Annotated in this window: 17 protein-coding genes and 1 pseudogene; 10 read left to right on the forward strand and 8 right to left on the reverse strand. The window is 27.5% G+C overall.

The annotated features are described in order from the left end of the window. The first annotated feature begins 8 nt into the window (after nucleotides 1-8). Both BLS77_RS12275 and BLS77_RS12280 read left to right on the forward strand, forming a co-directional pair. On the forward strand, nucleotides 9-1,091 hold the full coding sequence (locus BLS77_RS12275; protein WP_089970206.1) for a Gfo/Idh/MocA family protein: 1,083 nt from the start codon (nucleotides 9-11) through the stop codon (nucleotides 1,089-1,091). A 33-nt stretch (nucleotides 1,092-1,124) separates the two neighbouring features. Next, nucleotides 1,125-2,243, forward strand: a complete 1,119-nt coding sequence (locus BLS77_RS12280; RefSeq protein ID WP_089970209.1) for a glycosyltransferase — start codon at nucleotides 1,125-1,127, stop codon at nucleotides 2,241-2,243. 129 nt (nucleotides 2,244-2,372) lie between these two features. Here the strand turns inward: BLS77_RS12280 and brnQ are convergent, their stop codons facing one another. Then, nucleotides 2,373-3,623: a branched-chain amino acid transport system II carrier protein gene (brnQ, locus tag BLS77_RS12285; RefSeq protein ID WP_089970212.1), complete on the reverse strand. Its 1,251-nt coding sequence runs from the start codon at nucleotides 3,621-3,623 to the stop codon at nucleotides 2,373-2,375. Between the two features lie 328 nt (nucleotides 3,624-3,951). Here brnQ and BLS77_RS12290 point away from each other — a divergent pair, with 328 nt between their 5' ends. Further along, nucleotides 3,952-4,842: a UDP-3-O-(3-hydroxymyristoyl)glucosamine N-acyltransferase gene (locus BLS77_RS12290; protein ID WP_089970224.1), complete on the forward strand. Its 891-nt coding sequence runs from the start codon at nucleotides 3,952-3,954 to the stop codon at nucleotides 4,840-4,842. Nucleotides 4,843-5,011: 169 nt separating this feature from the next. Next, nucleotides 5,012-5,884 carry a UTP--glucose-1-phosphate uridylyltransferase GalU gene (galU, locus tag BLS77_RS12295; protein WP_089970227.1) on the forward strand — a complete coding sequence of 291 codons (873 nt, stop codon included), beginning with the start codon at nucleotides 5,012-5,014 and terminating at the stop codon, nucleotides 5,882-5,884. Between the two features lie 127 nt (nucleotides 5,885-6,011). Here the strand turns inward: galU and BLS77_RS12300 are convergent, their stop codons facing one another. After that, entirely contained in the window at nucleotides 6,012-7,142 is a 1,131-nt protein-coding gene (locus BLS77_RS12300) for an O-antigen ligase family protein (protein WP_207648692.1), read from the reverse strand. A 368-nt stretch (nucleotides 7,143-7,510) separates the two neighbouring features. Here BLS77_RS12300 and BLS77_RS12305 point away from each other — a divergent pair, with 368 nt between their 5' ends. Next, the gene (locus BLS77_RS12305; RefSeq protein ID WP_089970233.1) at nucleotides 7,511-8,596 is read left to right on the forward strand and encodes a glycosyltransferase; all 1,086 of its coding nucleotides are present in this window, start codon (nucleotides 7,511-7,513) and stop codon (nucleotides 8,594-8,596) included. Nucleotides 8,597-8,661: 65 nt separating this feature from the next. Here BLS77_RS12305 and trpS read toward each other — a convergent pair whose 3' ends face one another. Further along, nucleotides 8,662-9,687: a tryptophan--tRNA ligase gene (gene trpS / locus BLS77_RS12310; RefSeq protein WP_089970236.1), complete on the reverse strand. Its 1,026-nt coding sequence runs from the start codon at nucleotides 9,685-9,687 to the stop codon at nucleotides 8,662-8,664. Nucleotides 9,688-9,923: 236 nt separating this feature from the next. Next, the gene (locus tag BLS77_RS12315) at nucleotides 9,924-11,018 is read right to left on the reverse strand and encodes an endospore germination permease (protein WP_089970239.1); all 1,095 of its coding nucleotides are present in this window, start codon (nucleotides 11,016-11,018) and stop codon (nucleotides 9,924-9,926) included. 216 nt (nucleotides 11,019-11,234) lie between these two features. Between BLS77_RS12315 and BLS77_RS12320 the strand changes: the two genes are divergently transcribed. From BLS77_RS12320 to tyrS, 4 genes are all read left to right on the forward strand, one after another. After that, nucleotides 11,235-12,650 carry a spore germination protein gene (locus BLS77_RS12320; protein WP_089970242.1) on the forward strand — a complete coding sequence of 472 codons (1,416 nt, stop codon included), beginning with the start codon at nucleotides 11,235-11,237 and terminating at the stop codon, nucleotides 12,648-12,650. After that, nucleotides 12,647-13,759, forward strand: a complete 1,113-nt coding sequence (locus tag BLS77_RS12325; RefSeq protein ID WP_089970245.1) for a Ger(x)C family spore germination protein — start codon at nucleotides 12,647-12,649, stop codon at nucleotides 13,757-13,759. The genes BLS77_RS12320 and BLS77_RS12325 overlap by 4 nt, the downstream gene beginning before the upstream one ends. Before the next feature lie 236 nt (nucleotides 13,760-13,995). After that, a complete protein-coding gene (locus tag BLS77_RS12330; RefSeq protein WP_089970248.1) occupies nucleotides 13,996-15,090 on the forward strand; it encodes a sensor domain-containing diguanylate cyclase in 1,095 nt (364 codons plus the stop codon). A 314-nt stretch (nucleotides 15,091-15,404) separates the two neighbouring features. Next, entirely contained in the window at nucleotides 15,405-16,625 is a 1,221-nt protein-coding gene (tyrS, locus tag BLS77_RS12335) for a tyrosine--tRNA ligase (RefSeq protein ID WP_089970250.1), read from the forward strand. A gap of 120 nt (nucleotides 16,626-16,745) precedes the next feature. Here the strand turns inward: tyrS and BLS77_RS12340 are convergent, their stop codons facing one another. Then, nucleotides 16,746-17,822: a tetratricopeptide repeat protein gene (locus BLS77_RS12340; RefSeq protein ID WP_089970253.1), complete on the reverse strand. Its 1,077-nt coding sequence runs from the start codon at nucleotides 17,820-17,822 to the stop codon at nucleotides 16,746-16,748. Nucleotides 17,823-17,939: 117 nt separating this feature from the next. On the opposite strand from BLS77_RS12340, the pseudogene BLS77_RS19515 reads away from it, so the two are divergent. Then, nucleotides 17,940-18,062: pseudogene (locus BLS77_RS19515) on the forward strand (tyrosine--tRNA ligase); the annotation flags it as partial. A gap of 41 nt (nucleotides 18,063-18,103) precedes the next feature. On the opposite strand, the gene BLS77_RS12345 reads toward BLS77_RS19515, so the two are convergent. From BLS77_RS12345 to BLS77_RS12355, 3 genes are read right to left on the reverse strand one after another with little or no spacing between them, the layout of a single operon-like run. After that, nucleotides 18,104-19,111: a lysozyme inhibitor LprI family protein gene (locus BLS77_RS12345; protein ID WP_089970256.1), complete on the reverse strand. Its 1,008-nt coding sequence runs from the start codon at nucleotides 19,109-19,111 to the stop codon at nucleotides 18,104-18,106. 56 nt (nucleotides 19,112-19,167) lie between these two features. Then, nucleotides 19,168-20,613, reverse strand: a complete 1,446-nt coding sequence (locus BLS77_RS12350; protein ID WP_089970259.1) for a sensor histidine kinase — start codon at nucleotides 20,611-20,613, stop codon at nucleotides 19,168-19,170. A 4-nt stretch (nucleotides 20,614-20,617) separates the two neighbouring features. After that, complete coding sequence (locus tag BLS77_RS12355; RefSeq protein ID WP_089970262.1) at nucleotides 20,618-21,301, reverse strand: response regulator transcription factor; 684 nt, start codon at nucleotides 21,299-21,301, stop codon at nucleotides 20,618-20,620. Between the last annotated feature and the right edge of the window lie 204 nt (nucleotides 21,302-21,505).

Raw genomic sequence — 21,505 nt, forward strand, 5'->3', positions numbered from 1 at the left:
GTATTAAGATGAAAAAACTAAAATTTGCACTAATCGGATGCGGAAGAATATCTTATAAAAATGTTGAAGCACTTGTGAAAAATAGAGATAGTTCTCAATTAGTAGCTACTTGTGATGTTAAATTAGATAGAGCAATAGCTAAAAAAGATGAATATATAAATAAAATGCAAGATGAAAATTTAGAAGTTAAAATTTATGAAGATTATAAGGAAATGTTAGAAAATGAAGATATTGATGTTGTAACTATAGCGACAGAAAGTGGATATCATGCAGAAATAGCTATTTATTGCATGAATAAGGGGAAACATTGTATAGTTGAAAAACCAATGGCTATGTCAATTGATGATGCTAATGAAATGATAGAGGTAGCTAAAAAGAATAATGTTAAACTATCTGTATCTCATCAAAATAGATTTAATGCTCCTATACAAAAGTTAAGAGAAGCTGTTGAAGGAAATAAGTTTGGCAGAATGATGAATGGAACAGCAAGGATTTTATGGAGAAGAGATGAGGGTTATTATACTCAAGCGCCTTGGAGAGGAACTTGGGATTTAGATGGCGGAACTTTAATGAATCAATGTATACATAATATTGATTTGCTTCAATGGATGATGGGTGGAGAAGTTGAAAGAGTTTATGCTGAATGTGATACTTTTAGAAATCCAATTGAAGGTGAAGATTTTGGAGCTATATTAATTAGATTTAAAAATGGAGCAATAGGTATTGTTGAAGGTAGTGCAGTTGTGTTTCCTAAAAATTTAGAAGAAACATTAAGTATATTTGGAACTGAAGGAACTGCTGTAATTGGTGGTTTAGCAGTTAATGAATTGAAAACTTGGAGATTTGAAGGTGAAGATGAGGATTCTGTAAAATCAAGTTTACAGGTAGAAATAGATAATGTATATGGAGAAGGTCATACTCCTTTATTTAAAGATGTAATTGAAGCTATTAATGAAGATAGAAAACCTTATGTAAGTGGGGAAGATGCAATAGTACCTTTATCAATAATATTAGCTGCATATAAATCAAGAAAAACAGGAATGCCTGTACAATTTCCGTTAGAGAACTTTTCAAGTTCAGATATGAAATAATTTATATAAATAATTAACAGGATAGGTGATTGGATGAAAAAAAAGGTTTGTCATATTTCCACAGCACATCCTGAAAATGATGGTAGAATATTATTTAAACAATGCAGTAGCATAAGTAAAGCAGGGTATGAGGTATCGTTAATAGTAACGGCTGATAAAGAAAAAATTATTAATGGAGTTAAAATTATACCGTTAAGTAAAAATAATAATAGGATCTACAGAATGTTTTATAAAACCAGAGAAGCTTATAACAAAGCTGTAGATGTAGATGCTGATATATATCATTTTCATGATCCTGAGTTGATTCCTTTAGGTAAAAAGCTTAAAAAGATAGGTAAAAAAGTAATATATGATGTGCATGAAGATATGCCTAAACAAATACTCTCTAAAAAGTATTTAGGTAGTATGAAAATAAGGAAATTAATATCTAAAGCTTTTAATAAATATGAAAAAAATAATTCTAAAGGATTCGATTCAATTGTAACAACTCAAGATGAATTCAAGGAGAAGTTTCTTGATTACCATAATAATATTGTGGTTGTTAAAAATTTTGCTATGAAAGATATTATAGATGAAACAGTCCCTATTATTATAAATGAAGCAAAAGGGAAATTTATAATAATATACATAGGTTCCATTACCAAAATAAGAGGTATTAAAGAAATGATTAACTCAACTGAAAGCTTTAAGGGTAAAGTTGAATTATGGGTTATAGGGGGCTGGGAAACGGAAGAATTATTTAAAGAATGCACTCAGTTAGCAGGATATAAATATACTAGATACTTCGGTAAATTACCTATTTCGGAGCTCTATAAGTATGTTAAAGCAGCAGATTTAGGAATGAGTATATTACATCCGACCCCTAATTATAAAGAGGCTATTCCAACAAAGGTATTTGAATATATGGCTTGTGAATTACCTGTAATATTATCAGATTTTCCATTTTGGGCAAGGTTATTTGGTGATATAGGTACATATGTTAACCCTTTAGATCTTGATGAAATTATTAGAACTATAGAGTATTATAGAACTAATAAAGAAATAATAAATGCTAAAGGGAAAGAAAACAGAAGAGTTTTTGAAAATAAGTTTTGTTGGGATACAGAAGAAGCGAAACTTATAAAATTATATGATAGTATATCTAAAAACTAAAAAAGACGGATTTTTTAAATCCGTCTTTTTATATTTTCTATGAAAAAGGAGCTGTTATATAACTAACTTATTTAGTTAGTTATATAACAGCTCCTTTTTTGAAAGTGACTAAAGAATGAACTTTTTTATTTATTTTATATGGTTTGGAATTATATATCCAATTATTATAGCAATAACTGTAGGAATTACCCAACCAAATCCTATGTTAGCTAATGGAATTAATGTTAAGTTTAAACCCGGAATAGCAAGTAGTATTCCAAATATTAATGAAGTATAAACACCTAGTCTAACAGCTTTAATATTTTTTAAGTATTTGCTTAATAATGTTGTTGCTATTAATGTTATTGAAACTGGATACAATACATTTAATATTGGTACAGATAATACAATTATTTTATCAACACCTAATAGAGCTATTCCTAAACTTATTAAGGCTAAAAATATTGCATTGAAATTATAAGATAATTTACCTTTTGATATTTTTTCAAAGAAAGTAGCACCAGCTGTTAACAATCCAATTGAAGTTGTTAAGCAAGCGAGTCCCATTGCAATACCAATTACTACAGGGCCCAAGCTACCAAGTATTGATTTAGATATTAATAATAATAAACCTGTTTTTGAGATATCTGCTGGCGCTAAGGTAACTGTTTGAGCACCTATGTACATTAACCCTCCATAGACGAAAGCTAGCCCTAAAACAGCAACTGAGCTTGATTTTAATATCATTGAGGACATTTCTTTAGTTTTATAGCCTTTTGTTTTTAGTGATGTAGTCACTATTCCTGCAAATAATAGAGCAGCTAGTGCATCCATAGTTTGATATCCTTCAAGTAAGGATTTTGATAATACGGATGAAGAATTAGTAGTTACTATTTCTCCTATTGGGAAGAAAAATCCTTTGAAAATAATTACTGATAATATAATCAAAAGAGCTGGAGTTAAATATTTTCCTATTACATCTATTATTGAGTCGCTTCCAAGTACAAAGAACATATTTATTGCAAAGTAAATTGCCATTGCTACAAATGGTGAAATACTTGGGAAAAACGGGTGAATTGTAAGTTCAAAAGTTGTTGCAGCTGTTCTTGGAATACCAAGCATCGGTCCAATTGCAATAAATAGTGCAGCTGTACAAATAATTGCAAACTTAGTATTTATTTTGCCGGCTAATGTTTCAAAAGTACCATCACCTTTACTACAAGCAAGTATTGCAAGAAGTGGCAGACCTACTCCTGTTATTACAAAACCTATTATTCCTATAAAGAATTCTGCTCCTAAAGTTTTACCAAGAAATGCTGGGAAAATTAAGTTTCCAGCTCCAAAGAACATAGCGAATAAGGCAAAACCTATTACAATTGCGTCTTTTGTTGATTTTTTCATAAAATACCTCTTTTCTAAATTTGTAAATAATAATAATTGATATCATCTTTTTGTAGAATTAAAATTAAGTTAATTCTGCAAAGAACTAAATTAATACTTTTTATTTTGAATTGATAACAAATTGATATAATTTATATAATTTTATTAAAAATATAGCAAATAATATATTAATTATAATAACATGAATCATCATTTTATTCAATAAATTATTACATTTAAATAGTTGTTAATTATTGATATAATATTAGTAATTAAGGGTCTGAAAGAATATGATTAGTTATTTCTTAAAAACTCCCTTAGTATAGAAAAGTTTTAGGGGTTGATTAATATGAAATTAAGCAATATTTGTGAATTGATTGAAGGAGCTATACTTTTAAATGATGGAAATTTTACATCTATGGGGTTAGCAGTTTCTAAATGCGAAGAAGAATTACTTTCTTTTATTGAAAATGAAAAGTATATTGAAGGGTTAGGTGATAATATAACTTGCCTTATAACTACTAAAGAAATTGGAGAAAAGTTAAAGGGGAGATATGGAATATTAATTGCAGCCGTTCCAAGAATGGCTTATTTTAAATTACATAATAAACTAACAAGTAGTAATGATTATATTAGAAAAGAATTTGAAACTACAATAGGTGAAAATTGCTTAATAAGTAAATTGGCATCAATAAGTGATAAAAATGTGATAATAGGGAATAATGTTAAGATAGAAGAGTTTGTAGTTATTAGAGAGAATACTATAATTGGGGATAATTCAATTATAAGAGCAGGTTGTATTTTAGGTGGAGAAGGTTATGAATATAAAAGGGTTGATGGAATTATAATGAACGTTGTTCACACAGGAGGGGTTAAAATAGGCGAATTTGTAGAGGTTCAATATAATAGTTGTATTGATAAGGCTTTATACACATGGGATAATACTGTAATTGGAGATTATACAAAGCTTGATAACTTTGTGCATATTGAACATGGAGTTAAAATTGGTGAAAGAAATCTAATTGCATCTAATACTACTATAGGCGGAAGAACTATAGTTGGAGCAGATTGCTGGATCGGACTTGGAGCAATAATATCTAATGGGTTAACAATTGGTGAAAAATGTAGTATAAGTTTAGGCTCGGTTGTTACTAGAAGTTTAGAAGATAAAGAGAGTGTTTCGGGTAATTTTGCTATTAATCATACTAAATATATAGAATTTATAAAAACAATAAGATAATCATAATTATAAAGTAGTATTTCATTGAAAAAGTTTTTAATTATGGTAATATTAAGGTAAGTATTAATATTATGTATAGGGCGTTTTCAAAATGAATAGACCTGAATTTGACTAGTTATTTTTTGAAAATCGCTTATGTATAATCAGTGTGAAGAGAGGAGTTAAATTTATGAAAGTAAGAAAAGCTATTATACCAGCAGCTGGCCTTGGTACAAGGTTTTTACCAGCGACTAAAGCTCAACCTAAGGAAATGTTGCCTATAGTTGATAAACCAACTATACAGTACATAATAGAGGAAGCTATAGCATCAGGAATTGAAGAAATTCTAATTATTACAGGAAGAAATAAAAAATGTATTGAAGATCATTTCGATAAATCAATAGAACTAGAAATGGAATTAGCTAAAAGTGGTAAGGAAGACTTATTAGAATTAGTTAAAGATATATCAGATATGGTAGATATTCATTATATAAGACAGAAGGAACCTAAGGGGCTTGGTCATGCTATTTATTGTGCTAAGGCATTTGTTGGCAATGAGCCTTTTGCAGTATTGCTAGGTGATGATATCGTTGATAGTGAAAAGCCATGTTTAAAACAGTTAATTGATTGCTTTAGTGAATATAAGACTTCTATACTAGGAGTACAAACGGTACCAGCTACAGATGTTAATAAATATGGAATAGTTGATGGAATTCATATAGAAGATAGAGTTTATAAAGTAAAGGATTTAGTTGAAAAGCCATCACTTGAAGATGCGCCAAGTAATGTAGCAATTTTAGGAAGATATATAATAACACCACAAATATTTGATATATTAGAACATACCAAGCCAGGAAAAGGTGGAGAAATTCAATTAACTGATGCTTTAAAAACGTTGATATCAAATGAGGCAATGTATGCCTATAACTTTGAAGGCAGAAGATATGATGTTGGAGATAAGCTTGGATTCTTAGAAGCGACTGTTGAGTATGCAATGAAGAGAGAAGAGTTAAGAGAACCGTTTATAGAATATTTAAATTCAAAACCTTGGGAAAATAAATAAGTTTATTTAATATCCCTAGGTATATGAAAAAATAAAACCTATGTTATGAAATCATAACATAGGTTTTATTATATTAACAATTAAAGGCATCTTAAAAAATAGATTAGTTAGTTTCATATCTCTAAATTTATAATGCTGAGTAGTAGTTAGATTTTTTTATATGTTTATAACTATTGGCAATTCCTAAAATAATAAACATTGAAATTATTACTTTAGGGGAACCGTAGTAACTATCTATTAAATTCATAAATTGAAAAACTAAAAAGCTTATAGTTATACCAATGAAAATTGATTTGCTAAACTTATCATTAGTTGAATTTATAAGTTTATAAAGTGTAAACATTGATACTATAAGAAAAGCAATAAAAGCAATGGTTCCAAAAATCCCAAGTTCAACCTGGAACTTAAGAAAAATATTATGTGGATGAACAGCTTGTAAACTTTCTCTTACAAAATAAGTCTGATTACTGTTTACATAGATTGGATAATTTAATCCGAAATTTTCATAACCTATACCAAATAGTTCATTTTTGTTTTTAATCATTATTTCTGTTATTTTCCATATCTTAATTCTAGAGCTATTTTGAGAAAAATCAAATATACCTAAAAGTCTTACTCTGCTTTGAGGTATTATAAAAAGAATTATAGGGAGTATAGCAGAAAAAATAATATATCTCTTATCATATAATATAGAAATAAGTAAAACACCCAAAATAAGGGCTAATAAGGCATTTCTAGATTGTGATATTATTATATTACATAATAGAAGAATAACAAGGCTTCCATATATATTTTTTGAAACTCTTTCTTTAGAGTTTATCAGTAGCATTATACAAATGAATATAGAAAAAATACTGTAAGCTCCTAGATTATTAGGATTTTCCAAAGTGGAAGAAACTCTATGAAAAAGATCTATATTATCACCTGTTAATTTTATAGTAATTACTTGAATAAGTGTAATTATTCCAATTAGACCTGAAGTGAAAATAAAAGTATTCAAAACTATTTTAATATTTTTTTTAGTAGTAATTTTATAGGATATTACATAGAATATAAATAAATAAAAACTAAAACGAATACTGTGAGTAATAGAAATTCTTTTATCTAATGCTACAAAAGCAGATGTGTACATAATTATATTAAGGAATATTAAAGTTAAAAACATTTTATCCTTTAATATTTTTTTCAAATTTGTTATGGTTTGATTTCTTTCGTCTTTAATAAATATAAACCCAATAATTTGTAAAAATAATAACATATAAATTATCAAATCTGAAGTTATCTTTCCGTATGTTGGAAGAATAGGAGATAATAAAATGAATAATAATAATAAAATATTATTTAGCTTTCCATATAAATTCATAAGTCTACAACCTTTCATAGGAACAGTTTATTTTAATTATAGTTTTTTGGGGATTTGATGTCAATAATATATAATTATATATTATTAAATTTGTTTAATTAAGTATTTAAAAGGAAGTAGTAGTCATTAAAATAAATAGCAAATTAAGTATGATATTTGATTTTAATGTAACTAAAACTCGGAAAAGAATAATTGTAAATTTTTATAGTTATAGTATATAATAATAGATATATTATTAATAGAATAAGAGATGGTGAAGATAGATGAAAATATGCTATTTAGCAGATATAAAGAGTCAACATACTGAAAAGTGGTGTAAGTATTTCTTAGGGAAGGGATATGAAATTCATGTTATATCTCTAAGATCTGGAGAAATAGAAGGAGTTACGGTTCACAGTTTAGATATAGATAATTCAGTATCACAAAAAGAAAATAGTTCAGATAAAATAGGATATCTTAAAAAAATTATAAAAATTAGAAAATTGGTTAAACAAATAAATCCGGATATATTACATGCTCATTATGCGTCTAGTTATGGATTATTTGGAGCATTATGCAATTATCATCCATATGTTATATCTCTATGGGGAAGTGATGTATTATTATTTCCTAAAGAAGGTTTAATTCAAAAGAGTATATTAAAATATAATTTTAAAAAAGCTGATGAGATTTTTTCAACATCAGAGTATATGGCAAGAGAAGCTAAAAAATATACTAATAAAAATATTTATATTACCCCTTTTGGAATTGATATTAATATATTTAATGATAAAGAAGAAAGAAGTAATGATGAAGTAAACATAGGTATAGTGAAGTCTTTAGAAAAAGTTTATGGAATCGATTATTTAATAAATTCATTTAATGTTATAGTTAATAAATATCCAGAGAAAAAAATAAATTTATATATAATAGGAAAAGGAACACAAGAAAAAATATTAAAAGATTTAGTTATAAAATTAGGTTTAGAAAAGAAAATTAAGTTCCTAGGAACAATGCCATTAGAGAAAATAGGAGAATTTTATAATAAAATGCATATAGCAGCAGTGCCATCCTTATCTGAGAGTTTTGGGGTTACAGTTCTAGAAGCACAGGCTTGTGGAATTCCTGTAGTAGTATCGGATATAGAGGCTTTTGAAGAAACTACTATAATAGGACAAACATCGCTAATGTGTAAAAAGAAAGATGTTAATTCATTAGTAGAATGTTTAGAAAAGTTAATTATAAATGAGGATCTAAGAATTGAAATGGGTAGAAAAGGTAAAAAATTTGCTAGGGAAAATTTTGAATCTAATACTATATTTAATGATATAAATAAGTTATATGAAAAGATAAATAGTAAAAATAAATAAGTGTTTTTACTAATATAGATAATTAAAAGGCATTAAGTAATAAATAATTACTTAATGCCTTTTAATTAGCGTGGAATTAATCCTATTTTCTTTTGCATTTTTCTTAGAGTTTTATTTGCAGTGTAAGAAGCTTTTGCTGCTCCTTCTTTATATATTTCTTCAAGTTGTTTTTTATCACCTAGAAGTTCATTAATTTTTTCCTGAACAGGGGATAACTCATTAACTATTATTGTTGCAACCTCACTTTTAAAGTCTGCATATCCTTTTCCTATAAAGCTTTCAACAACTTCTTCTGGAGAAACACCCTTTATAGCGCAAATTATATTAATTAGGTTTTTAACACCTGGTTGTTCATCTGTATAGTTTACTACACCTATGCTATCAGTAACTGCTCTTGAAATTTTCTTTCTTATAACCTCTGGTTTATCCATTATAAGTATATAGCAGTTAGGATTTTCTTCTGATTTAGACATCTTTTTGCTAGGATTTTGTAAATCCATTATTTTAGCACCTTCTTTTGGTGTATATCCTTCTGGAATTACAAATGTATCGCTATAAGTATTGTTAAATCTATTTGCAATATCACGAGCAAGTTCTAGATGTTGTCTTTGATCTATTCCAACTGGAACTAAATCAGAGTTATATAAAAGTATATCAGCAGCCATTAAAACTGGATAGTTAAATAACCCTGCTGAGATTGAGTCTCCAGATTTTTGGGATTTGTCTTTATATTGAGTCATTCTACTAAGTTCGCCCATATATGTAGAACATGTTAATAACCATGAAGCCTCACTGTGTGCAGGAACATGGGATTGTATAAACAATGTATTTTCTTTTGGGTTAATTCCACAAGCTATATATATTGATAAAAGATCTAAAGTTCTTTTTCTTAAATCTTTAGGCTCTTGTTTAACAGTTATAGCATGTAAATCAGCTATACAAAAATAACATTCATATTCATTTTGAAGAGTTACCCAATTTTTTATTGCTCCTAAGTAGTTTCCAAGGGTTAATTCCCCAGAAGGCTTTATTCCGCTAAATATAACCTTTTTCTTTTCTATAGTATTATCCAAAAAAGACACTCCTTTCATTTTCACTATAATTAGTATAGTGATTTAGTAGATATCCAAAAAAATATCAAGTAAGTAGGTTAGTTTATTTATTTGAATCTCCGTAAAGTTTTAAATTTATTAAAACTACTATATCCATTATAGAATTTTCGGATTTTTATGTCAATAAAATCAAAGTATGTACCTTTTAAAAAAAAGAGGATGCTGCAAGATGATTTTAAAAATCCTTTTGCAACATCCACAGAATATTTAACTTGTTATTTTCTTTTGGCTCTCTTAGACTTTTTATTATTTGTTTTTAAATAATGAAGAGTAAAAATTATTAATGGAAGTACTAAGAATAATAGTAGATTAATTATTTGATAGTATTTTAATAAATCATATAATAAAAGATTACTTCTTCCAATTATAGTTCCAAGTGCAAATATAATTGAAGTATATAGTAGTATGAATACTTTTTTGTATGAAATATATTTTTCATATATAAGCATTATCCCATAGGAACACAATATATACTTTATAAAGCTTCCAACTACAGTTTGATATAAAAAAAATAATTCTCCGAATTCTAAAAACCCTGCAAGTTCAATTCTTTGACCCATAATAAATTCTGGATAAAATATGTTTGAACCTCTTAGTGGGCCAAAGAAAGTAATAACTTCTAGTATTGAAATCACAACAATTATAGAAACAATAATTGCAGCAGTAATACTATGTTTTTTTATGGATTTAGTTTCTTTTACATTTTTAAGGAAAGGTAGAACTATTACAAAAGAACACATAGAACCTAATATAAGTAATGTAGTAATTATAAAATCTTTAGTTATGCCAGAAGATAATACAGGTAACATATAATCTATATTTTTATATTTTTGTGTTAAAACAAAAAATAATATTTCATTACACAAAAGTGATGAAAGACTAATTAAAATAAATATAAGTAGTGTTCTTATATTTTTTAAAAGTAAGAATACTGATGGTAGAAGAAAGAATATTAATACATACCATACCGGTGTTTCTATAAAGAAAGTTGAATGTATAGCATTAGCCTCTACGGTTGCAGCTTCTAGTGCGGCTAAAAATAATCCAAGAGCAAATACAAATAAAAATACATTACCTAATAGTTTAGGTAATGAGGACTTGAAAATATGATTTATATTATATGTATTAGTAACGGTGCAAATATTAATTATGTAATAAACATAGAGAATAAAAATTAAAGAAGCAACTAATGCACAAATCCAAGTATCTCTTCCCCCTAAATTAATAAAGATGGAAGGGTAGGTTTTTAAAGATATAAAAGCCACTCCAATAATAAAGAATATAAAATGTTTTGCAGATAATTTGTTCATTTTTTTCCACCTCATAAATTAATTTCAGCTCTTTAGGAACTTTAAAAAAATAATAGAATAATTTGCTAGGCAATTATTTTTTTAAAGTGCCTTATAAAAGAAAATAATAGCAGACTCTACTATTATTTTTTTTAAGTGCTTTATATAACTAGTATTAGCAAAAAAGTGAATATTAAACCTCGTTTGTGGAATAATATTCTTAGATGAGGTGAGAAAGTGAATGATTTAAAATATATTGAAGAAAGACTAAAAGATTCTTTTGATGTAAAAAACAGAAGAATTGATACTGTACTAGGAAAGGCAACTTTAATATTTATTGATGATTTATCAGGGGCAAATGCAATAAGTGAATATGTAATTCTTCCATTAAGAGGTCATGGAGATATAGAAGGAGCAAAGAGTAATGTAAAAACTCCAAATGATGTAGTTGAAAAACTTATAGATCTAAATGCAAGTGGAATTGCAAAAGATAAAGATGATGCAATTACTCATGTATTATCTGGAGATCCTATAGTTGTTTTTGATGATTTCGAAGAAATTATTTATTGTGAAGCTAAAAACTTTCCAAGAAGAGGAGTTGGAATTCCAGAAACTGAATCAGTTTTAAAGGGTCCAAGGGAAGGATTTAATGAACTTATAGTAGATAATGTAGCATTAATTAGAAGAAGGATTAAAAACCCAGATTTAAAATTTGAAACATTAATAGTAGGAGAAAAAACTCAAACAGCAGTAGCTATAACTTATATTAAAGGAATTGCACCACAGGAAATAATAAAACAAGTAAAAGAAACAATTAAAAATTTAGATATAAGATTTATATTGGATACAAACTATATAGAAGCAAGCCTTAAAAAGCAAGAGAGCTTTTTTGATACTGTAGGATATACAGAAAAACCTGATGAAGTATCTGCAAAATTATTAGAAGGAAGAGTTGGAGTAATTGTAGATGGAACACCTTTTGTTATTACTGTTCCTTATTTCTTTTTAGAGAACTTCCAGATGCCAGACGATTATTATTTAAATAAACATTATACAAATTTAAATAGAATATTAAGATGGGTGGCATTTTTTATAGCAGCATTTGCACCAGGAATTTACGTAGCGACTATCACGTATCATTTTTCAATGATACCATCATTATTTATATTTAGACTAGCGGTATCAAGGGCAGGTGTTCCATTTCCAACAGTTTTAGAAGTAATAATAATGATGCTTGCATTCCAACTAATAAAAGAGGCAGGACTTAGGATGCCAAAACCAATTGGCGGAGCTATGAGTATAGTTGCAGGATTGATTTTAGGTGATGCAGCAGTAGGAGCTGGGCTTGCATCAAGAGTAACAATAATAATTGTTGCAATAAGCACTTTAAGTTATTTCCTAATTCCAAAACTTTATGGAGCAGTATCATTTTGGGCAATGGTACTAGTGATATTTGCAGCGCTTTTTGGGTTGCCAGGTCTTATAGCAGGGCAAATGATTTTATTAACACAAATAGCACAATTAGACTCAGTAGGATATCCTTATCTTTTCCCAGTTGGAAGCATAGAAGAATATAAGTTTAAGGATATAATTCTTAGAGGCCATCTAACAAAAATTTCACAAAATATTATAGGAAGAGGTAAACGAAAATGAAAAAATTAATTAAAGTTTTTATAATACTTCTAATTCCATTAATATTGACTGGCTGTTTTAATTATCAAGATATAAATAAAGTAACATTTGCAACAAGTGTTATATTTGATACTGATGATTTTGGAAATGCAGTAGTATACCTTGATTGTATAAAGCCTTACAGGAGCACAAATGAGAGTTCAGATAAAGGTAGGCGCATAATTTATAAAGGTGTTGGAAAAACAACATTAGAATCAATAAGGGATATAAGTGTAGCATCAAGTTTTAATATTAACTATAGCCAAAGTAGAGCCTATATATTTACAGAAAAAGCGGCTAGAGGTGGTATAAAAAAATATTTGGATTTAATAAACAATAATCAACAATTTCAAATAAAGCCTAGTATGTTTGTATATTATGGTAACGTACAAGATTTACTAGAAATAACCTCAGGAGATGAAGAATATTTAGGTTTATATTTAAATGATTTATCTCATAAAAATAAATATAACCCAAGGGCCATGGAGGAAAATGTTAATGAATATTTAAATGAGTCATTAATGGGAAGTAATACTAATATACTTGGTGTTATACAAATAAGAAAGGATGTTCTTGATAAAAAAGTAGAAATTAATGGTGGAGCCATAATGAAAGATAATGTTTTAATTAAAAGAATTGAGGCGAAAGATAGTTTAAGTTATAACTTCTTAATTAATGAGGTAAAGGGAGGAACTTTAGAAATGGCTAATCCACAGTCTCGAGATGGGTTCATAACTTTAGAAATTTTAGAAAGCAATACAATAAGTGACATAGAATATGATGGTGAAAATATAAAACTAATAAAAGATATAGATATGAGAGTATCTATAGGAGAAGCCCAAGGGAATTTGATATTAGATAAAGATCTTTTAGATTATATAAAGGATAATAAAGAAGAAGAGATAAAGAGTCGTTTAACTGAAGTATTTGAAAAATATAAAACCGAAGATTTAGATATATTTAATATTGAGAGATTAATAGAAATAAAATATCCCCATAAAGTAATAGAAAACCCACTTTCTAAAACAAAATTAGACCTAAACATAAATTTAATGATTGATGGAAGTGGAACAGTTAAAAATAGTTTGTAAATAGTAAGAATATTTGACTTATTATTATCCTCAGCGTTAAAAAAAAACCCTAATAATAAAAGAGATGGAAAAAAATGTTGAAATTGAAAGGTAAATAAAGTAATATTAATAAAGGGGTATTAATATTACTTTATATAAATATATTAAAATATAAATGTTATTAATAAGAAAAGTGGTTAATAGTTATAGTTAAATGTACTTATACTATTTTGGTTTTTAAAGGTAGGGGATTAATTATGGGAGAAGAGGATTTAAATTATAAAGATATTAAGATGGAATTTCAAATGTATCAGCAAGTAACTGAAGGTAAAATTCAACAATTAAGTGAGTCTAATATGAAATTAGAGAAAAGTTTAAATGCACTTTCTAATATTGTTGAAGTAAGTAATTATGTTAATTCATTTTTAAGTAATGAAAATTTAATTCCGATGATAAATGATATGATAATAGGGATTTTAGGGGTAACACATTGTACTATATATATATTAGAAGATAATGAATTAGTAGTTAAAGCTACTAATGGGGGTAAAGGAACTGCTTGGTTAACAGGGCAATGTAAGAAATATATGAAAGAACATCAAACTTTCACAATAAATTCAAATCAGGCAATTATGATATGTAAACAAATTGTTAAGAGTGGAATAGAAATTCATTCTAGAATGGGAGTGCCAATAAAAATAAGAGATAAGTTTATAGGATATATAATTTTAGACCATACGCATAACAATTTTTTTAATGGAGATCACGAAATATTTGTGAACGCTATATCTAATCAAATAGCAATAGCTATAGAGAATTCAATCCTTTATAGGGAAATTAAAAATGCTGCAAAGGTTGATCCTCTAATAGGCATATATAATAGAAAGACTTTCTTTGAAATTATAGAAAATAAAATAAAAGAAGAAAAGGAAGCAAGTAAAAAATATGCAATTATAATGATTGATTTAGATGATTTTAAAACTGTTAATGATACTTTAGGGCATCAATTTGGTGATACAGTCTTAATAAACACTACAACATTAATTAGAGGGAAATTAAGTTATGGAGATATAATAGCTAGATATGGTGGAGAGGAAATTATAATATACATAGATGACGCAGAAGATGAAGATAAGGTGTTTTCTAGAGTAGAGAGAATTAGAAAAGCTGTAGAGTTTAGCATAGTAGAGAGAGAAGGGATTACTAAACATATAACTGCTAGTTTTGGGTTGAGCTTCTATCCACAAGATGGTAATAACTTATTAGAAATAATAAACTCAGCAGACAAGCTATTGTATAAAGCAAAATATGCTGGGAAAAATAAAGTAATAAGTTCACATTTAGAGAGATGAAACAAAATAGCAAGTCAAATATTATAGGATATTTTGCATCAAGGAAGGAGACAGAACCCATTGATATGTACTATCAGCGGGTTCTGCTTACAAAGTATGATGCGAAATAGGCTAGCATACTGACTTGTTATTTATTTTTAGCTTCTTTAGATAGATAAAGAACATTATTAAGTAGAGATAATAGGTAAAAAAAGTTGATAATTTCCCATAATATAGCTATACTATAGTATGTATATAATCTTTTGAAAATAGTAATTCAGTATACTGATATATTATTTTAGAAAAGATGAGTAAATATAGTAGGAGGTATGAAAATGGCTAATGTTTTAGATGAGTTATTAGATCGTGGCTACATAAAGCAATTTACTCATGAAGATGAGACAAGAGAATTGCTTGAAAGGGAGAAAATAACTTTTTATATAGGCTTTGACCCAACAGCAGACAGCTTACATGTTGGTCACTTTATTGCAATGATGTTTATGGCACATATGCAAAGAGCAGGACATAGACCAATAGCACTACTTGGTGGTGGAACTGCAATGGTAGGAGATCCAAGCGGTAAAACTGATATGAGACAAATGTTAACTAAGGAACAAATTCAACATAACGTTGATTCTATAAAAACACAAATGGAGAAATTTATAGATTTCTCAGATGATAAAGCTTTAATAGTAAACAATGCAGATTGGTTACTTGATCTTAACTATGTAGATTTCTTAAGAGAAGTAGGTTCACATTTTTCAGTAAACAGAATGCTTTCAGCAGATTGTTTCAAACAAAGATTAGAAAAGGGACTTTCATTCTTAGAATTTAATTATATGTTAATGCAAGGCTATGATTTTTATGTTTTAAACCAAAAGTATGACTGTAAAATGCAATTAGGCGGAGATGATCAATGGTCAAACATGATTGCAGGTGTTGAACTTGTACGTAGAAAAGCAAGAAAAGATTCATTTGCAATGACTTGTACATTGTTAACAAACAGTCAAGGACAAAAAATGGGTAAAACTGTAGGGGGAGCTTTATGGCTTGATCCAAAGAAGAAATCACCATTTGATTTCTACCAATACTGGAGAAATGTTGATGATGCAGATGTGGAAAAATGTTTAAGTTTATTAACATTCCTGCCAATGGATGAAGTTAGAAGATTAGCAGCACTTGAAGGCTCTGAAATTAACCATGCAAAAACAGTACTTGCATTTGAAGTAACTAAACTAGTACATGGCGAAGAAGAGGCAACAAAGGCTAAAACAGCAGCTGAGGCACTGTTCCAAGGTGGAGCAGATATGAGTGATGTTCCAACTGTTACTATTTCAAAAGAAAAGATAGGAACATCAATTTTAGATATTATGACAGAAACAAAGATAATACCATCTAAAAGTGAAGGTAGAAGACTTATTCAGCAAGGTGGATTATCACTAAATGGAGAAAAAATTACTGATATAAAAAGAGAACTTTTAGAATCAGATTTAGAAAGTGGATCAGCTCTTCTTAAAAGAGGAAAGAAAAACTACAACAAAATAGTAGTAGAATAATATAAAATAAAAAAAGATTTCCTAGGAATTTAGTTCCTAGGAAATCTTTTTTTATTTTGAAAGCATGTATGAGGTGTTTTACTATTAGTCTATATAGATATTTTTATATAATAAACAGGATTAAGGAGTATATACATAGCTTACATCATAAACAACGTTATTTTTAAATTTAATTAAACAAAGATTAGGTCTATAATCGCCATTAATGTGGGATTTTATATAGGATTCAAATCTATCATAGGGAACTGGTACTGTAATAGTTCCATTGGATGATGAATTTGGATAAATATGAAATTCTGCAAGATTAAATGTTGAATTTTGGCTTACTTCGTAGGTTATTTGTGTATGAACGTTATCTCTTATATAATAACTATCAGGTACGAATTTTGAACCATCATCATTTGTACCAACCTTACTATTATTATCTTTTATTGCTCCTTCAAGAGCAGCATTACCCCTTAAAAATTCAACTAAATCTACATCTATATAAGTTTTTCCATTAGATTTATAAATATTTTTAACATAGCAATGTTCTTCATCAACTACAGATGGAATTACCGGTGCCACTACAGGTGGAACAACAGCTGAAACTATAGGTGGAACCACAGTTAAGGTAGCGTTAAATTGTCTACTATACTCTTTATTTGTGCCTAGATATGAGAAGGTGCCAGCAGTAGAAGTATTAATAACAGAATTATTCCAAGTAACAGGTATACTAACATTTTCATTATTTATTTTTGTTGATAATTCTGAAGGAAGTGTATAAGATTCACCTTCATATAAACTTTTATCTATACTAGTTATTTCAAATTTAGATTTAATATTATCTGAAATAATTTTCATATTATCTATATCAGTATTATTATTAAGTGCAAGTTGCACAAAATAAAGAGCATCATCAAACCTAGTAAGCTCTAAATATTTATCTTTTATTTGTAGATAAATATCTTTATTTACTTTATCTATTGATGTTGCTTTTTCATAGGTTAATTTAGCATTTGCAAAATCATTATCATTTAAATAGCTATTACCTTTTTCAAGAGTTACTTTAACTTCATTTTCTTCAACTTTTATATCCTCAGTAACATTTGGTGATAGGATAGTTTCTTTATCTATTTTACTACAGGAAACAAATGTTGAAATTAATAATAATGACAGAAATATTGTTGATTTTTTTGCTTTGAATTGTTTAACCATAAAAATTCACTCCTTTCTTTCTATATTTTTAATATATGAGAAAGAAATTTCTAAGTATCATAGAGTTGTTTCCAAGTTGTTTCTGCAATAAGGAATTTTAATTTCAATAGTAATTAACTCACAATATTTGAAGGTTCAGAAATTAACCATACAAAAACAGTACTTGCATTTGAAGTAACTAAACTTGTACATGATGAAGAAGAGGCAACAAATGCTGAAACAGCGTCTGAGGCTCTCTTCCAAGGTTGAGAAGATATGAGTCTACCTAAAATTTTAATTGATTATTTCATATAATTATTAACTAAATAATTGCATCTGTCCTCGGTTAAGTCTCCTAATGTACAAGAATACGCAACTTTATATTGAGATCCGCCCTCAAATTTTTTAGCAGATTCCTTAGCTTTAGGATCTTTGTCATTAATCCACTTAATTTGTTCATTTTTCAACTTTTCAAAATCTTCAGTTGACATTTGTTCTTTTAGAACGCTATATATTTCATTAAGAAGATTGTCCCACCTTAAATACTCTTCACTAGCTCCAAAGTATTGATCAAGTGTTGTTCCAGCAAAAGAAGCTGTTAAGTCAGACATACTAGCCTTTACTTGGCCTATTTTTTCTATATATATATCCTTCTTATTTTCAACTGGTTTTGTAGCTTGAACTAGATCAGTAGAGGAAACCTTACTAGTTGGAAGTACTGTTAAGATAGCCGTAAATTGTCTACTATACTCTTTATTTGTTCCTGTATATGAGAAGGTACCGGCAGTAGACGTATTGATAACAGAATTATTCCAAGTAACAGGTATACTAATAGTTTCATTATTTATTTTTGTTGATAATTCTGAAGGAAGTGTATAAGATTCACCTTCATATAAACTTTTATCGATGCTAGTTATTTCAAATTTAGATTTAATATTATCTGAAATAATTTTCATATTATCTATATCAGTATTATTATTAAGTGCAAGTTGTACAAAATAAAGAGCATCATCAAACCTATTAATCTCTAGATACTTATCTTTTATTTCTAAATAAATATCTTTATTTACTTTATCTATTGATATTGCTTTTTCATAGGTTAATTTAGCGTTTGCGAAATCATTATCATTTAAATAGCTATTACCTTTTTCAAGAGTTACTTTAACTTCATTTTCTTCAACTTTTATATCCTCAGTAACGTTTGGTGATAGGATAGTTTCTTTATCTATTTTACTACAGGAAACAAATGTTGAAATTAATAATAATGACAGAAATATTGATAAGTTTTTTGTCTTGAATTTTTTATTCATAAAATTCACTCCTTTCTTTCTATGTTTTTAGTATATAAGAAAGAAATTTCTAAGTATCATAGAGTTATTTCCAAGTTGTTTCTGGAATAAGGAATTTTTATTTCAACAGTAATTAACTCACCGTTTGTTATATTTATTTCTCCATTGTGCTCTTTTATAATTTCATTACATAAATATAAGCCGAGTCCAAGGCTTTGATTTTCTTTAGAATCATTTATTTTTACAAAGGGTTCAAATATTGAATTATAAATATTAGCTGGAATAGGATTAGATTCATTTTCGATATATATATAATAATAATTTAATTCACATATACTATTAACCTTAATAGTATTACCTGTAGTATATTTTATTGCGTTATCAATTATATTAATTAGTAATTCGCGGAGTTTGTTTACTTGTCCAAATAGTAGTCCTGGCTTAGTAGATATATTAATGGTTAAGCTGTATTTGTTCGCTTTAATTTTCATGTCATCACAAACTTGTTTAATTAAAGATTCTATATTAATTTCCACTTTATTTTCTTTAATGGTAGAAAGTCCTTTAGATACTTCCATTAAATCTAATATTAATAAATTAAGACGTTCACTTTCAGAATGAATTCTTTCAATAGCTCTTTGTTTAAAATCTTCATCATCTGAAATATTATCTTTAATCATTTCAGCATAACCTGTAATTGTAGTTAGTGGAGTTTTTATTTCGTGGGTTACATTATCAAAAAATAGCTTTCTACTTTTCTCGAGTGTATAAACTTTATCTTTTTCAGCTTCGATAGTATTAATTTGCTCTGATATTTTATCTTTCATTTTAATAAATTCATTTGATAATATTGATACTTCATCTTTTCCTTTTGATGAAATAGGAATATTATAATTACCATTACTAATTTCTTTAACAGCTTCTGTTAATGCTGAAATAGGTTTAGTTATATTATTAGTCATAAAATATGATAGTAGAAACATAATGAAAAATATAATAAGTTCTATACCGGTTATAAAATTAATAGTACTTGTATAATCTAAATATGTTTCATTATAATCCTTTGCAATATTCAATATTGCAAGATATCTTCCATTAATATAAATTGGATAAGATACTATGCTAGTAATACCACTTTTAGTATATTTTATAGTTGAAGTAGCTTGGCCAGTTTTAGAAGATGTAATACCTTTAGCAATTTCTTCAGAAAATCCAGTTATATTTGTAGAAATCATGTTACCATTAATAGCATTTAGCTGAGCCATACATTCGTAATTTAAAGATATGTATTTTATTAAATAATCTGATTCTCTAGATAAAAGATCTTCTTTAGTTAAAGAGTCGTTAAGTGTTAATCTATATTTTACTGCTTCACGAGTACTGTTCATTATCTCTTTCAAGGAGTTATTTATAGTAATTTCCATGTTTGTAGTTAGTACATTTTTAATTGATATATTAAGTATTATTCCAAGTATTATTAATATAGATGTAATTGCTAGGGTAAGTTTAAACTTTATCTTCATAATATCACCTCATTACATATCCTATTCCAAAGACTGTTTCAATAATTGATTTCAAACCGTCTATATCTAATTTACTTCTTAATCGTCTAATATGAATATCTATAGTACGGGGGTCGCCATCGTAGCTGAATTCCCAAACATTATTTAAGATTTCATCTCTTGAAAAAACTCTGTTTTTATTTTGGGATAAAAATTCTAATAACTCATATTCCTTAGGTTTAAGAATAACTTCAGTATCTTTTTTGTAAACCAGTCTGCTTTCATAATTAATTTTTATTATTGAATTAAGTGGAATAAAGGTTGATTTAGAATTAGTAGCATATTTATCAATTCGTCTAAGTGCAATTTTAATCCTAGTTAAAACTTCTTTTATATGAAAGGGTTTTGTTATATAATCATCTGCTCCAAGCTCAAGGCCTAAAACTTTATCAAATACATCATTTCGTGCAGTTAACATTATAATTGGAATGCTATATGTACTATTAATGAATTTGCATAAATCAAATCCACTTTCATCTGGTAAATTTACATCCAGTAGAGTTAGGTTTGGGTTGAAAGTATTTAATAGTTCTCGAGCTTCAGCGCCGTTAAAAGCACTTCTAACTAAATAACCTTCAGATTTTAAAGCTGTAGTTAGAATATCATTTATATAAGATTCATCTTCAATAACAAGTATTTTTTTATTCATAATTAAGTTCCTTTCAAAGTAAATATTGTTGATTTATAGTTAAGAGGATTTATTTAGTAAAAATATAACATTAAAACTAATGATTATATTATATAGTAAAAAGTATTAAAAATGTAATATAATAAATTATTGGTTTGGTATAGTTTATTATATCTAGATAAAGAACATTAATAATTAAATACAATATATAATAGTAATTAGTAG

Origin of the sequence: Clostridium gasigenes, from assembly GCF_900104115.1 — a bacterium.
GTDB classification, from domain to species: domain Bacteria; phylum Bacillota; class Clostridia; order Clostridiales; family Clostridiaceae; genus Clostridium; species Clostridium gasigenes.